This window comes from Holdemania sp., from assembly GCF_986127675.1.
In genome coordinates this window covers 93,380-107,226 of the sequence record NZ_CFQZWI010000001.1, presented here as the reverse complement: position 1 = coordinate 107,226, position 13,847 = coordinate 93,380, and the positions used below count along the sequence as shown (strand labels likewise).

13 protein-coding genes are annotated in these 13,847 nt (G+C 47.4%); 11 read left to right on the top strand and 2 right to left on the bottom strand.

Going from position 1 to position 13,847, the window contains the following annotated elements:
* Positions 1 to 457: 457 nt before the first annotated feature.
* Both AC5OW4_RS00510 and AC5OW4_RS00505 read left to right on the top strand, forming a co-directional pair.
* Positions 458 to 970, top strand: coding sequence for a hypothetical protein (locus AC5OW4_RS00510; protein ID WP_195395769.1), 513 nt, complete (start codon positions 458 to 460; stop codon positions 968 to 970).
* A gap of 34 nt (positions 971 to 1,004) precedes the next feature.
* Positions 1,005 to 2,045: a hypothetical protein gene (locus tag AC5OW4_RS00505; RefSeq protein ID WP_195395768.1), complete on the top strand. Its 1,041-nt coding sequence runs from the start codon at positions 1,005 to 1,007 to the stop codon at positions 2,043 to 2,045.
* A gap of 46 nt (positions 2,046 to 2,091) precedes the next feature.
* Here the strand turns inward: AC5OW4_RS00505 and AC5OW4_RS00500 are convergent, their stop codons facing one another.
* Complete coding sequence (locus tag AC5OW4_RS00500) at positions 2,092 to 3,858, bottom strand: FAD-dependent oxidoreductase (RefSeq protein ID WP_195395767.1); 1,767 nt, start codon at positions 3,856 to 3,858, stop codon at positions 2,092 to 2,094.
* Between the two features lie 195 nt (positions 3,859 to 4,053).
* On the opposite strand from AC5OW4_RS00500, the gene AC5OW4_RS00495 reads away from it, so the two are divergent.
* The 8 genes from AC5OW4_RS00495 to AC5OW4_RS00460 all read left to right on the top strand — a co-directional run bounded on the left by AC5OW4_RS00495 (position 4,054) and on the right by AC5OW4_RS00460 (position 12,237).
* Positions 4,054 to 4,971 carry a LysR family transcriptional regulator gene (locus tag AC5OW4_RS00495; protein ID WP_195395766.1) on the top strand — a complete coding sequence of 306 codons (918 nt, stop codon included), beginning with the start codon at positions 4,054 to 4,056 and terminating at the stop codon, positions 4,969 to 4,971.
* A 333-nt stretch (positions 4,972 to 5,304) separates the two neighbouring features.
* Positions 5,305 to 6,177, top strand: coding sequence for a PRD domain-containing protein (locus tag AC5OW4_RS00490; protein ID WP_229100736.1), 873 nt, complete (start codon positions 5,305 to 5,307; stop codon positions 6,175 to 6,177).
* An 18-nt stretch (positions 6,178 to 6,195) separates the two neighbouring features.
* Positions 6,196 to 7,587 carry a PTS transporter subunit EIIC gene (locus AC5OW4_RS00485; protein ID WP_195548227.1) on the top strand — a complete coding sequence of 464 codons (1,392 nt, stop codon included), beginning with the start codon at positions 6,196 to 6,198 and terminating at the stop codon, positions 7,585 to 7,587.
* Between the two features lie 5 nt (positions 7,588 to 7,592).
* Positions 7,593 to 8,102, top strand: coding sequence for a PTS sugar transporter subunit IIA (locus tag AC5OW4_RS00480; RefSeq protein WP_195548226.1), 510 nt, complete (start codon positions 7,593 to 7,595; stop codon positions 8,100 to 8,102).
* 1 nt (position 8,103) lies between these two features.
* On the top strand, positions 8,104 to 9,588 hold the full coding sequence (locus AC5OW4_RS00475) for a glycoside hydrolase family 1 protein (protein WP_195548225.1): 1,485 nt from the start codon (positions 8,104 to 8,106) through the stop codon (positions 9,586 to 9,588).
* Positions 9,581 to 10,414 (top strand): Cof-type HAD-IIB family hydrolase, encoded by an 834-nt coding sequence (locus AC5OW4_RS00470; RefSeq protein WP_195548224.1) that lies wholly within the window; start codon positions 9,581 to 9,583, stop codon positions 10,412 to 10,414. The genes AC5OW4_RS00475 and AC5OW4_RS00470 overlap by 8 nt, the downstream gene beginning before the upstream one ends.
* A gap of 240 nt (positions 10,415 to 10,654) precedes the next feature.
* Positions 10,655 to 11,227, top strand: a complete 573-nt coding sequence (locus AC5OW4_RS00465) for a guanylate kinase (protein ID WP_195395761.1) — start codon at positions 10,655 to 10,657, stop codon at positions 11,225 to 11,227.
* Positions 11,228 to 11,496: 269 nt separating this feature from the next.
* Complete coding sequence (locus tag AC5OW4_RS00460; RefSeq protein ID WP_195548223.1) at positions 11,497 to 12,237, top strand: YdcF family protein; 741 nt, start codon at positions 11,497 to 11,499, stop codon at positions 12,235 to 12,237.
* Positions 12,238 to 12,775: 538 nt separating this feature from the next.
* Here the strand turns inward: AC5OW4_RS00460 and AC5OW4_RS00455 are convergent.
* Positions 12,776 to 12,940, bottom strand: coding sequence for a transposase (locus tag AC5OW4_RS00455; RefSeq protein ID WP_493676506.1), 165 nt, complete (start codon positions 12,938 to 12,940; stop codon positions 12,776 to 12,778).
* A gap of 394 nt (positions 12,941 to 13,334) precedes the next feature.
* Between AC5OW4_RS00455 and AC5OW4_RS00450 the strand changes: the two genes are divergently transcribed.
* Complete coding sequence (locus tag AC5OW4_RS00450) at positions 13,335 to 13,838, top strand: PTS sugar transporter subunit IIB (protein WP_195395759.1); 504 nt, start codon at positions 13,335 to 13,337, stop codon at positions 13,836 to 13,838.
* The last annotated feature ends 9 nt before the right edge of the window (positions 13,839 to 13,847 follow it).

Below are 13,847 nucleotides of genomic sequence, written 5' to 3'. Positions count from 1 at the left end.
CAAGCTCGAAAAACAAATGAATCAAAAGAAAGATCCATCCAGGACGGGCAGCCGCTTTATCAAAGACCCTACATCTTTAATATTGCGTAAAATTCAAAAAAGCCTTCTGAGAAAATGGGAAAAGTAAAATTACTTTTGAGGTTTAGTAAAACTCTAAAGGGCGGATCTTTATTTAAAAGTGTCTGAAAGTTTTTTATCATAGCGGGGGGATGATCTGGAAAATGATACGAAATAAGCTTGGTAATTCCGAATTTCTCCTTTTGCAAAGGAAATTTTTTTATTTTCGGGCAGTCAATATCTGAATACTTTTTTATGTCCAATGTTTCTTTACTATTCTTGACAGAAAGCAGTTATAATGAAATCAGAATCCACGACCTGTCAATCTGCGTCTGGTTTGCCTATTCTAATGTGGACGCCAGTTTTGTGAAATCAAAGAACGTTGATAAGAGGAATGAATATGAAAGGTAAGACAGTTTTGTTAATCATTTTAATTTCTGTTATTGCGCTGATGACTGCGTCTGGTTTGGTCATGGCTTTTTACATTTCTGAACGTGAATTTCAAGGCGAGAAAATCTTGTCTGTCGTTCGTTTTACCAGCGCCGATGAAAAGACAGAGGCGGCAGGTGACCTAAAACTGGTGAGCACTCCTGATTTTATCCTGATCGAGTTCGACGGTCAGGCCTGCCAGATTAAAAAAACGGAAGGTCTGGTGAGCGCCTTGGAAGGCGGACCTTATTTATGCGAGAATGAAACTCCATGGGAAATTTATTTTGGAAAGCACTACGATGCGATTGGAATAAATAAGATTGCAAATTTGACAAGGATAGAAGATTGGCGAAGTTATCAACACACTGACGTCTTTTTCCTAGCCTTTTCCGGGAAGGCAGAAACTGCCGCAAGGATGAAAAAACAGGATTGCGTTCGGCAGTTTAAAAAGCTGACGCCGGTATTCGATATGCAGCTGGATTGACCCTGAAAATGGATTGCGAAAAGGGGAGAAAATCATGGGAAAAAGAATCATTCTGTTTTGTGCGAGCTTGTTTTGGCTCTGTTCCTGTGCGCCGTCGACGGCCAATGTGCCGCCAGAGGAAACTGCCGCATCAGAAGAAGCAAGATACATCGTGGAACTCATTGGCGGCCGGGAAGAATTTTATACCCAGGGGAAAATTGCGGTTATTCTTGATCCGCAAGTTCGCTATCCAAAGTATGAAATCATCGAAAATTACGTTGAAATCAAACAGGGGAATCAATGGAAGCGATGGAAAGAACCGCTGTTTCCGACAGATGGGTCGTCAATTCCCGAGGAAGAAATTCAAACGGTAAGCGTGCTGATCTACGCTTTGGATTCGCTCCATTTTGATCAGGATCAAGTCTTCCGTATTGCTCTTACGCTACGGGATAAGGAGGGGGATGTGACGGTGACAACCGTGCCGGCGACGGTGATTGCGGGTTCGCCGACTCAGGAAGAATTAGATCGGACAGAGTATTTAACGCTTTATCCGTATTCAGAATACGCAGACGGAAATATTTTTACGCAAAGCCGTGCGGTAGATCCCGACAGTGCGCCGGTTCTTGTCGATATTGAAGCCTGTAAGGTAATCAGTCGTTTTTCAGGGATGTTAATAAGGAAAGTAGCCTGCGAAGTGGTTGACCGCAGCGCCTGTCCAGTTGCAGATTACCATGATTTTCTGCCGCAAACGGATCAACCGCTGATCGCCAAAAAGACCGTCGGCGGTTATCTTGACGGTCCTTTATATGAAACGGAAATGGTCAGCGGCGAAGTTCTGCGCGATCTGATCGAGGAATTGCTGGTCAATGCCAATTCGGAAGTGATCCCGATTCCAATATGTTTCAACTCAGGTCAGGGATTTGCCGAGGACTTGGACAGCGAGTCTTACGGTTATGTTTTCATTACGGAAGATTGGCAGCGAAGCTACTTTTTTTCACAGTCTGTCCAGAATTCAGGCATTGATTTCGAGATCATCGAGAATGGAAAAGCTTTGGCGCATGTCTTTATTCCGACTTCGTTCCGCCTGAATCCATAAACAAAAGAATCCGGCGAACCGAAGTTTACCGGATTTAAAATCTGAATTAGAGTTCCGCCAGTTCGCGGCCTAACAGATAGGACAGCGTGCAGCAGACGGCGCCCAGGTTCTGTCCCGGCATGACGAAGTTGTAGGAGTTGGCATAGAAATCGCCTACCATGATGCCGGTGTTATACAAACCTTCAATCGGCTGATCGTCGGCGTCGCAGACCTGCAGATGATCGTTAGTGCGCAGACCGCCGCAGACTGTTAAGAAGGTTGCACCTGTCACCTTGGAGCCGTAGAACGGAGCCGTTTCGATCGGATAGAGCACTTCCGGGTTCACATGGAATTCGTCATCCTTGCCCGCTTTGACAAATTCATTGTAGCGCTTAATGCTGGCAAGCGCATTCGCTTTCACTTCATCGCTGTAACCTTCGTACATCTTATCGACCAGTTCTTCCAGGGTATCGGCTTTGAAATAATTGGAGTTGCTGTTCCACATTTCAATATATTCTTCCGGGGAATAAGCTTTGATGCCGTTTTCCTCGTCGACGCAATGGCCGAACGGTTCCCACTGATCCTGGGTATAGGCATAATTGACATCCCAGACGCCGAAAGCGGTGCGCTGCGGCAGCTGGAGTACCGACATCGCGCCGTAAGCGAAGTTGGTGACTTCGTTCTGGAATCGCTGACCGCGGATATCCAGATTCAAGCCCCAGAAATTCGAGATAACCGCATGGGAAGGACCCGGCACGCCGCCGTTGATCATCGGAGCACAAGGGTAGGTTTTCTGCCAGGCAGCGCCGACCCACAGCCCCATTTTCTGACCATCGCCCGGCATTAATCCGTTATAGACCAGACCGGCGTCATAGTCGATCTCATCCGATAAAGTATCTTTAAAGATTTCGTAAGCCCATGGCGAATACTTGGCCATCATATCTTTGTTTCGGGAGAAGTCGCCGGTAGCCAGCACGATCGCCTTGCGGCCGACATATTTAACATAGCTTCCGTCTTCCTTCTGCGCGACGACGGCGGAAACGCGTCCGGTGTTGTTATTTTCCCGGATCAGATATTTTGCGACGGTCTTATAATGAATTTCTCCACCCATGTCCGCAATGTGGCTGGCATAGGCCTGAGCCTGCAGCGGCGCGCCGAACAGAGCGCCGAACGGCTGTTCCTCATTCCAGAAATTGTGCGAAGCGCTGGGTACGGTCAAGACTCCATCCGGATCATAATAGCCGGGTTCCAGGCAGACGTGCAATCCCTTCGCTTCCATTTTGTCGATCATCCAGTCGACGGATTCCGCGCTGTTGTTGATCCACCGTTCCCATTTCTTTTTATCCATGAAATAAGTGCCGGAGGTTTGTTCCGTTTTTACGATTTCCCGGGCAATTTCCGGCGAATAATCAATACCTTTGGCCTTCTGATACTTGGAACCCACCGCATGATTGGAACCACCGCGGGAATACGGCTGGGAGCCGGCGGAGAACATCAGGACATCGGCGCCCTGTTCCATTGCCGAGCACATCGTGCATAAGCCAGCCATACCGGAACCGATGACGATGATGTCATGCTCGATCGTTTCTTTGATTTCAGAATCCGGGATTGGATCCGGCGCAATTTCAAACGACCATTTTTTCTGCGCCATCGTATCGGCAGTTAAGACGTCGTTGTTGGCCGGCGCTGATGAAGCCTCCGGGGTTTTCGCATCGTTGTCTGAAGCACAGCCGCCCAGCATACCGGCAGCCGCCAAGCCGACAGCCCCCGCTGCCGCACCTTTGATGAAGTCCCGCCGGGAGATTCCCTGCGCGAGTTTGTCAGTGTTTTTCATTTCCTTCCTCCTTGAGTTTTCGAGCCGAACTGTGCTTTTATAAGATTGACAAGAAATGCACAATGCTCTTTAATTGATATTGTAGGCGGTTTCGGATTAGGAAAAAAGCATTCTTTTTTTGCGGCTGCGCAAGGGAAACTTGCTTTGTGCAAAAAAAGTCAAATCAATTATAAGGAGAAGACAGGGGGAATTCAGATGGATATTCAGCATCTGCGTTATTTTCTGACCGTCAGCCGGACCTTGAATTATACCAAGGCGGCAGAGGAATTATATATCAGCCGGCAGGCGGTTGCGCAGGCGGTGCGGCAGTTGGAAACGGAGCTGCAGTCGTCGCTTCTGATCAATCGGAAGAATACGCTGGCCTTGACGCCGTTAGGACAGGTTTTTCAGAAGGAGGCGGCGAAAATTGTCCGTTCGTTTAGTCAGTTTGAAGCAGCGATGATGAAGCAAGCTGAAGATAAGAAAAACGAACTCAAAATCGTCATGGGCGCCGGCATTGTTCTGAATTTATCAGCTGAGATTTTCGCCCGTTTTTCCACCGCTCATTCTTCCATTTTATTATCGACGAAGGAAGAAGATAATGAAGCGATACTGCATCATGTGACGGAAGGCGAAGCGGATCTGGGCTTGATCGGAACCACGCCGGCCTACATTCAGGGGTTCCGTTACTGTCTGATCAAAAAGAGTGATCTGCATGTGTGCATGCACGTCGATCATCCGCTGGCGAAAAAAACATCGCTGACATTTCAGGATTTAAAGGATGTGCCGATGGTCGGCTTTGGAGAGAAGTATGACCTGCATCGCTATTATGTGCAGAAGTGTCACGAAAATGGTTTTTTACCAACCTTTTCTATTATCACTGCGGATGTGAATATCTCACGCAACCTCGTGCTGGAGAACCGGTCGGTCAGCTTTGCGTTTCCAGACTACCGCAAAGACACACACCCTTCCCCATCCAAGGTCAAGGTGCTGCCGCTGAATCTTGGCGAAACGGATGATTGGGGAATTTACGCTATCACGCGGAAGACCCAGGAAATCACGCTGGCCCAGCAGCTATTTATGGAATTCATGCAAAGTCAGGCACAGACTGACAATTCGGCCATCGCGGCCTGAGTTCGCTGACAATTTCACGCTGTCTCGTTTTTATTGAAACATCGGTCAGTTGGCAATGGAAGAAGCGGGAATCCTGCGTTAATCGAGGGAAGGGAAACGATAAAATTGAAAAATCATGAAATATGAAATCGCTATTGACAATCTGCAATCGCTTTCATTATAATACAGTCAGGAACAAAAATAGAAATCGGACTTGTTACTTGATCTTAAGATTAAGGCAAATTCCAATGGGCTGTTGAGAGGACAACCCAATTTGGAGTTTGCCTTTTTTTGTTCTTCTCTGGGAAGGAGGCAAGAGGAAAAGATGACGCAGGACAGGACTCGTTTGGACTTATGCTGAAAGACACACTGCGGGTCAAACGAATCATAAACAACAACATTGTCATCGCCGAGGACTTCAAAGGCCACGAAGTCGTCGCGATTGGCAAAGGGCTGGGATTCCGCAAACAAAAGTATGACGGTATTAACAGCCGCGAAGTAATGAAGACGTATGTGCTGGTTGATGGATCTGCCCGTCCGCAGCTGCTTTCTTTGTTTGAACAGGTACCCTTTGAGATCATCGAGCTGACGCAGAGAATTATTGACATCGCGCAGGAAGATCTCAAAATGACGTTTAATGTGAATCTGGTCGTAGCCTTGGCGGACCATATTCAATTCAGCGTCAATCAGTACAAAGCCGGCTTTGATATGCCGGCGCTGGTCAACGAGGAAGTGAAGCGGTTTTATAAAGATGAATATGAGGTGGGTAAAAAAGCGGTTCGCCTGATCAACGAAACGCTGCATATCCAGCTGAAACGGGAAGAATCCACGTCGATTGCCTTCCATCTAATTACCGCCGCGGAAAAAAGACCGAACCATGATGCGCTGCGGATTATGCAGGGTGTCAGCGAAATCATCAAGCTTGTGGAGCAAACATTGGATCTGACACTGGATGAAGATTCCATGGCGGTTTCCCGCTTCATTATCCATCTGAAATTCTTTATGCGAAGCATCCTTTTTGAACAAGTCCGGCGCAGCGAAGGATCGCTGGGATCCATGTTATCCCAGTTTTCTACCGGCTATGAGCAGGCTAGCCGCTGTGTCGATCTGATTTCCAACTATGTTCTGGAACACTATGATTACTCGCTAACCGATGAAGACCGGTTATATCTGATGATTCATGTCGTCCGGCTGTGGGATCAGCCGGGCGGAAGTCATAAAGCGTAATAGCGAAGGGAGAAACTTATGGCTAAAATTGATTATTCTGCATTAGCCGCGGCGATTATGGAAAACGTCGGCGGTTCCGGCAACGTTCATACAGTATCACATTGCGTTACACGGCTGCGGTTTGTACTCAAGGACCGCTCAATGGCGAAGGATGCTGAAATCAAACAGCTGACCGGCGTCTTGGGCGTGGTTTATGGCTCGGGTCAGTATCAGGTAATTCTGGGGGAAAATCTGTTTCCGGTGTTTGACGAAATCGTTAAGAATTACGAAGTCGAAACCGGCGATGTCGTAGCGGAAAACCATACGGAAGATCTGGCGCTGAATGGAAAAAAGAAAACAATAAAAGATTATTTCATGAAGGCGATTCAGTTCATGTCCGCGTCCTTGACACCGTTTATTACCGTCTTATTCGGAGCGGGCATGCTGCGGGTCATTCTGTCATTGGCTTCCTATTTTTATCCGGCAATAACGTCCAGCACAACGTATATGTTGTTTAACTTCATGTCGCAGGCGCCATTCTATTTCATGCCGATTCTGGTTGCTTACGGCGCCTCCCGCGTCCTGAAATCCAATCCGGCGTTTGCGATCACCGTGGCGGCCGCATTGCTTTATCCTGATTTTGCGGTGATGGTCGCAGCGGGGGATCCGGTCACGATGCTGGGTCTGCCGGTGAAGCTGGTCAGCTATTCCAGTTCGCTGCTGCCGGCGATTTTCTCAGCGATTCTGTTAGCGTATCTGGAGAAATTCTTCTATCGTGTGATTCCCGGGATGCTGCGGTCCGTCTTTGCCCCGCTGTGCGTATTCCTGGTCGGCTATCCGGTGACGATTTTAATTCTGGGACCGGCCGGCGTTGTCGTGGGCACCTGGATTGTGACCGGCATTGTCTGGCTGCAGGCCCATGTCGGAGGCTTTGCGCCGGGCATCATTGCGGCGATTCATCCATTCTTAGTCATGATGGGCGTCAACATGCTGATGGTCGCGCCGATGACCGAATTATTCACGTCGGTCGGCTACGATAATGTTTTCCGTCCAGGCTGGATTCTGCACAACATCGCAGAAGGCGGTTCCTGTCTGGCAGTCATGCTGAAAACGAAAGATAAAGATTTGAAATCCAGCGCGCTGTCCGCGGCGATCGGCGCGATTATTTCCGGAGTTTCCGAGCCTGCGCTCTATGGCATCAATCTGCGTTTAAGAACACCGATCTTCGGCGTCGTGGCCGGCGGTCTGGTCGGCGGGGCAGTTGCCGGATTTATGGGGGCGAAAGCTTTTTCCATGGGGTATTCCAGTATTCTGGGCGTTGTCATTTTCGAGAATACGATCACGGCGATTGTAGCGGGTGTGATCGCGGCGTTCTTCGTTTCTTTCCTGGCCACCTTTGTGCTGTATAACGGGAAAACGGTGAACGACTGACGCCGATGCTGAATCTTTTCAAAAGACAAGCTTCAAGCTGTCCGCAAACCGAGATCACCGCGGTCATCAGCGGCCGCTTACTCCCGCTGAGCGAGGTTCGGGATGAAGTGTTTGCGCAGAAAATGCTGGGCGATGGAGCGGCGGTCCAGCCGGAAGGTGAAATTGTCGCTGCCCCCTGTGACGGGAAAATCACGATGCTGTATCCGACCCTGCATGCGTTCGGCTTAGTTAATCCTGATGGGTTGGAAATTCTCGTGCACATCGGAATTGATACGGTGAGCTTACAGGGAAAGGGCTTTAAAGCTTATGTTCAGGAAGGGGATTCAGTAAAGCGCGGCGATAAAATGATCCGCTTCGATTCCTATCTCATGAATCAGAAAGGCATGGACATGACAACGATGACGTTGTTTCCCAACGCCGATGCTTTTCAGCTCGATATACAGCGCAGCGGTTTTGTCAAAAAAGGGCAAAGTCGGATTGCGACCTATCAAATAAAGGAAGGAAAGGACAAATAAGATGAAAAATACAAAAGAGATTCAAGCGCCAAAGGGTTTCCCCAAGGGATTCCTGTGGGGCGGAGCCACGGCGGCCAATCAATATGAGGGAGCTTATTTGGCGGATGGCAAACTGCCTTCCGTCGCAGACGTCCAGCCGCACGGCATCTTCGGCGGACCACAGGAGGATCAGCCATTCTACCCCACGCATGAGGCCATTGATTTCTACCATCATTATAAAGAGGATATCGCGCTGTTTGCGGAAATGGGCTGGAACGTCTACCGCACTTCGATTGCCTGGACGCGGATTTATCCAACCGGCGAGGAAGAAACGCCCAATGAAGCCGGCCTGCAATTTTATGACGCGATGTTTGATGAGCTGATCGCCAAGGGCATGAAGATCATGATCACGATTTCCCATTATGAAATGCCGCTGGCGCTGGTGAAAAAATATGGCGGATGGGATAACCGGAAGTGGATCGGATTCTATATGAAATTCGTCAGGACAATCGTCGATCGCTACCGCGGCAAGGTCAGCTACTGGCTGACGTTCAATGAGATCGGGAATAATGTCAATTATCCGATGATGTGGATGACCGCCGGTATCCGCGCCGACAGTGAAAATCTCGAGCAGAAATGTTTCCAGGCTTCCCATCATCAGTTTGTCGCGTCATCGCTGGCGACAAAATATATTCATGAAACCGACCCGGCCGCTCAAGTTGGCTCTGTCATCGAATATAAGACGATGTATCCGATCACCTGTGATCCGAAGGATTCCGTCGTGGTTTCCAAATGCAAGCAGAAATCGTATTTCTATCCTGATGTGCAGGTGCGTGGGGAATATCCATCCTATATCTGGCAGTATTTAGAAGAACATCACATCGAGATCGAATATGAAGAAGATGATATGCGGATCATTAAAGAAAATCCTGTCGATTTCTTATCGTTTACCTATTACCGGTCCCGGATCGCGGGTAAGGATTATATTGAATCCGTGCAGAAGGACACTAATAAATCGGACGCGCTCGTCGAAGGGGATCAGCAGCAGATCGGCCGTCAGGATATTGTTTCGACCGGGCAGACCAATCCATATCTGAAGCTGACGCCTTCCGGCTGGTCGATTGATCCGGATGGTTTATACCTGGCGTTAACCGATTTGTATGACCGGTATCAGGTTCCGATTTTCATCGCAGAGAATGGCCTGGGGCTGAAGGAAGAACTGGTTGAGGGAACGGTTGAGGATGATTACCGGATTGAGTTTTTAACCGATCACTTCAATGCGATGAAAGAAGCGATCCGCAACGGCGTTGAATTGTTCGGTTATACTTATTGGGGACCGATTGATCTGGTTTCCAACGGTACAGGCCAGATGTCCAAGCGTTATGGATTTATCTATGTTGACCGCAACGACGCCGGTCAGGGCACCAACCGGCGGTATAAGAAAAAGAGCTTTGACTGGTATAAAAAAGTGATTGCAAGCAACGGTGAAGATTTAAGCAATGATTAAATGCATCATCACTGATATTGATCAAACGTTAACTGACGCCGAAATGAAGCTGACGTCGCGGACCCTGGAAGTGGCAGGCAAAGCAAGGGCGCAGGGAATTCAAATTGTACTTTGTTCCGGCCGGCCATTTCCGGGGATGCGGGATTATCTTGAAGCTTTGGGATTGAACCAAAGAGCGTACTGCAGCGTTGGTTTCAACGGCGGCGTACTGTATGAAAATGGTACGGGCACGGTATTGCGGGCAGCCTTTTTTGAGCCGGAAACACTGCGGGAAATTGTTGCCGAGCTGCGCAGGGTGAACGTGAATTTTCACCTGGAATCTCCGTCTTCGATTGTGACGGGATTGAATCCGGTGAAACATTACACGGTGCGGGACAGCTTTATTACGAATATGCCGCTGGAAGTCGCGAAGTTTGAAGCTTTGTTGAAACGGTCAGATATCTGCAAAATCATGATCGCTGACAAGCCGGAAACGTTGGATTCGCTTGTTCTTCCTGAAAGATTGAAAACAAAGGCGAAGTTTGTCCGGAGCCGGCCGTATTATCTGGAAGTTGTCCCGCTGAATGTGCATAAAGGTCTGGGCGTTGAAGCCGTGGCTGCGCGATACCAGCTGAAGAAAGCAGAAATTCTGGGGGTCGGCGACGGCCTGAATGATCTGGAATTGCTGGAAGCCAGCGGAATGAAAGTGGCTATGGAAAACGGTGCGGATGCGTTGAAGCAGATTGCCGATGTCATCGCGCCTCCGCATGATCAGGACGGCTTTGCACGATTGTTGGAAGCGCTGCTGCGGGGTGATGATTGGATTCTAAGTAAATTAAATAATTAAGATTGTGTTTAAACGGAAGAATTTGGATTTACATCGAATTTCTTCCTTTAGAGGACTATCTTTGTGCAGTGAAACGCGCTTTCTTGCTATAATAGATTCAGAAGAACAGATTTCATGGAGAGTTATGTTTGTAAATGCAACATTTTATGATGAAAATTTTACAATCAAAAAGAAAATGTTTGTCATTGCCTTCGTTTTGCGGTATAACTACATTATGAAATCTGAGGGAGGGGCGAATTTATGGCAAAAGGATTAGTCGTTATTTTGAGCGGTGTCAGCAGTATCGGCAAAGATCAGGTGCGTCAGAAGCTGCTGGATGATCCGGAATTGGGCTTGATGGATATCATTTCTCTGACCACACGGCCAAAGAAGGAAACGGAGAAAGATGGCTGGGATTATTACTTTGTTAATCATAAGGACTTTGCGAATGCCGTGCGGGATCATAGGATGCTGGAATATACTGAATTCAACGGATATTACTATGGAACTCCGGCGGAGCACGTAGAGTTTTTGACGGCGATGGGGAAGAATGTTCTGATTTCCATTGAGGCGCAGGGCGTAGGCCAGATCCGCATTAAACATCCGGACAACAAAGCTTTTTTCCTGGTTCCGCCAAGTCTGGACGAATTGGAGAAGCAGATCCGTCAGCGGTATCATGCGGACGAATCGGGCATCAATCTGCGAATGAATAAAGCGAAGACCGAACTGGAACTGGCGAATATCTTCGGCATCTGCGTGCCGCTGACTTCTGATGAGGAAGCCTTCAACGTCATCAAGACGGAACTGCTGGAAGAATTGAAAAATCGCGAATAGGAGAAGGAAAGCCGGCGTATCGCCGGTTTTTTGTTGGGAAAAAGAGGAACAGAATTCGATTTGTTCTATAACCTTATCCGGGGTTTCTTTTGTTGATAAAAAGCTGCTTTTCTGACAAAGCGGAAAAATAAAGTAAAAAATTGAAGTAAGATCCATACGAATTGATAACGAAACATCGCGGACTCTTACGGTGAACTTAAGGTTTTCTGACATTCCGGATATTCATCATAAAATATGTTATTCTAACGTCAGAAAGGCAGGCGGCGATGATGAAAAGAAAAACAGTTATGGTGATTTCAGGATTGATTTGTTTCATCTATGCCTGTCTGACAATGGTTACGGTTTCCCTGCAATTCGGCAACGCCTTTTTTCTGACGTTAGCAGTGGTGCTGATCGGCGAGGGCTTAATCCATGAAAAGCTGGGGAAACAGGGAAAGCGATGGATGAACGGTATCTGGATGATCAGCGGCATACTGGCTTTGATTTTGATCGGCTTAATGGTAAATGCGGCCAACATGCATGTCGCTGCTCTTAAAGATCAGGGGTCCACAGTGATCGTGTTGGGGGCGAAGATCAATGGGGATCAGCCGAGCTTAATTCTGAAACGGCGGCTTCAGGCTGCGCTGGATTATGCCAATGAAAATCCGGATTGCATGATCATTGTGACCGGAGGTCAGGGCAAGGGGGAGGATTATGCGGAAAGCACAGTGATGAAGAACTGGCTTGTGGAAAACGGGCTGGAGATGAATCGAATTTTGGAAGAAAACCAAGCCCGCAACACGGGTGAAAATCTGAAATATTCTTTAAAGCTGCTGCGTCAAAACAACCTGAGCGAAAATGTTGTGATCGTCACGGACAGTTTCCATCAGCTGCGTGCTTCGATTCTGGCAAAACAGTTGGGAATCGAACAAATCAGCGCTGTAAATTCGCAAACTCCGGTATCGTTGATTCCGATGTATACCGTGCGGGAATGGTTTGGATTAGTGAAAGCACTGGCGCTGCAGAAATAAAATAAACAGGATTTCTTAGTCGAAACTGAGAAATCTTTTTTATCTATTAGGAAAGTGCACGTAAAGGAGTAAGGAAAATAAAAACTCTTCAAAGTTATGTTGCGCTAAAGAATTTTAAAGTGATGGGATTCATTTTTAAGGTACACACTGAAAAGAAAGAGAAGTAGGAATACTCTGTTTTAGAAACTTTCTTTAGGACATCCCCAGGAAGCATCAGAGAATCACAACGGATACAATAAGCAGAAAAACATAGAATACCGTTTACGGTAACCAAGTCGCAAACTTCTTCCGCGATGTCGATTTCCATCGGATCAAAGAAGTCGCACTGAGTACACTTGAAGGGGATCAATTCCGTTGTGCCAGTCAACAAATTTCCACGTTTCATTGATTTTCATCTCCAATCCAGACGGGCAGAGGAATTCTACAAATTCCATAACATGACTGCAGGGACAGAGTAAAGAATCAATATCCCGGTGGACTCTTTACGGAATTCATGATAGGAGGTTAGTTTCTTGTGAATCTGCTTCCGAGGTTTACTTTACATCTTTCGAATACAGGCGCTGAGTTTTTTCTTTCGTGAAGTATAAGCGCCTAAATAGCGAACCATTTTGAAGTTCTCATCGGGAATATGGATCATCAATTTCTTCATGAAATCTACGATGGAGTCAAAGATATCGACCTGTTCTTTCGTTTGATGATCAATATAATGCCATCAAACGAAATTAAGATCATAATCATAGTTTTCAATCCGACTTTGAGCAATGACAGGTCGGCCTACATAATGGATAATGTAGTCAACCCCCTCTTGATTGGTTTTTCAGAGTGTTCGTAGAACACTTTTTCTCAATGATTTAATGACTTTCTGATTGAGCGATTAACCGATATAAGGTGTTGAATATTTTATGTCCGGCAGGTTTGGGATTTCATGCAAGATATGATAAAAATACCTAAATTCATTTTACGATCAACCTAAACAAGCTATGAATCCTTCTTGTCTTCGACAAAAAGGATGTAAAGTATTTCCGCTTTGAGCGGAATCTGGGAATGATTTTTTTGACAACTCGGATGCTAGAATAGGCGCAGAAAGGAGAATTTCAATGAATATTCTGAACTGCCGTGTTGACGACCGCTTAGTGCATGGCTGCGTCGCGACAATGTGGGTCCCGAAACTCCATGTGGAGCGCGTTCTGTGCATTGACGACGAAAGCGCAAACAATCCGATGCTGAAAAATGCGTTGCGCATGGCCACACCCAATGGCGTATTCCTGTCCGTATTAACTCACGAAAAAGCCGTTGAAAATCTCAAAGCTGACCGCTATCAAAATCAAGCCGTCATGATCGTCGCCAAAAGTCCCAAAACCTTCTTAACCCTGGTGGAAAACGGGATACCCGTTCCATCGCTGACGCTGGGAAATCTCGGCAACATCGACAAGACCGCAGATTCGGTCGTGATCAGCCGCTACATCACCGTGAATGATGAGGAAGCCGCCGCCCTGGAACAGCTGCATGAAAAAGGGGTCAGGCTGGAAGCCAAGCTGCAGCCGGCGGACGACGCGATTGCTGATTTCTATCAGGTGATGAAAGATAAACGTAAATCATGAGGAGAGGAG

What these genes read in the sequence shown, in the direction of transcription:
- AC5OW4_RS00510 (WP_195395769.1), top strand. Translation starts at nt 458, where the DNA reads ATGAAAGGTAAGACAGTTTTGTTAATCATTTTAATTTCTGTTATTGCG.
- AC5OW4_RS00505 (WP_195395768.1), top strand. Translation starts at nt 1,005, where the DNA reads ATGGGAAAAAGAATCATTCTGTTTTGTGCGAGCTTGTTTTGGCTCTGT.
- AC5OW4_RS00500 (WP_195395767.1), bottom strand. Translation starts at nt 3,858, where the DNA reads ATGAAAAACACTGACAAACTCGCGCAGGGAATCTCCCGGCGGGACTTC.
- AC5OW4_RS00495 (WP_195395766.1), top strand. Translation starts at nt 4,054, where the DNA reads ATGGATATTCAGCATCTGCGTTATTTTCTGACCGTCAGCCGGACCTTG.
- AC5OW4_RS00490 (WP_229100736.1), top strand. Translation starts at nt 5,305, where the DNA reads ATGCTGAAAGACACACTGCGGGTCAAACGAATCATAAACAACAACATT.
- AC5OW4_RS00485 (WP_195548227.1), top strand. Translation starts at nt 6,196, where the DNA reads ATGGCTAAAATTGATTATTCTGCATTAGCCGCGGCGATTATGGAAAAC.
- AC5OW4_RS00480 (WP_195548226.1), top strand. Translation starts at nt 7,593, where the DNA reads ATGCTGAATCTTTTCAAAAGACAAGCTTCAAGCTGTCCGCAAACCGAG.
- AC5OW4_RS00475 (WP_195548225.1), top strand. Translation starts at nt 8,104, where the DNA reads ATGAAAAATACAAAAGAGATTCAAGCGCCAAAGGGTTTCCCCAAGGGA.
- AC5OW4_RS00470 (WP_195548224.1), top strand. Translation starts at nt 9,581, where the DNA reads ATGATTAAATGCATCATCACTGATATTGATCAAACGTTAACTGACGCC.
- AC5OW4_RS00465 (WP_195395761.1), top strand. Translation starts at nt 10,655, where the DNA reads ATGGCAAAAGGATTAGTCGTTATTTTGAGCGGTGTCAGCAGTATCGGC.
- AC5OW4_RS00460 (WP_195548223.1), top strand. Translation starts at nt 11,497, where the DNA reads ATGAAAAGAAAAACAGTTATGGTGATTTCAGGATTGATTTGTTTCATC.
- AC5OW4_RS00450 (WP_195395759.1), top strand. Translation starts at nt 13,335, where the DNA reads ATGAATATTCTGAACTGCCGTGTTGACGACCGCTTAGTGCATGGCTGC.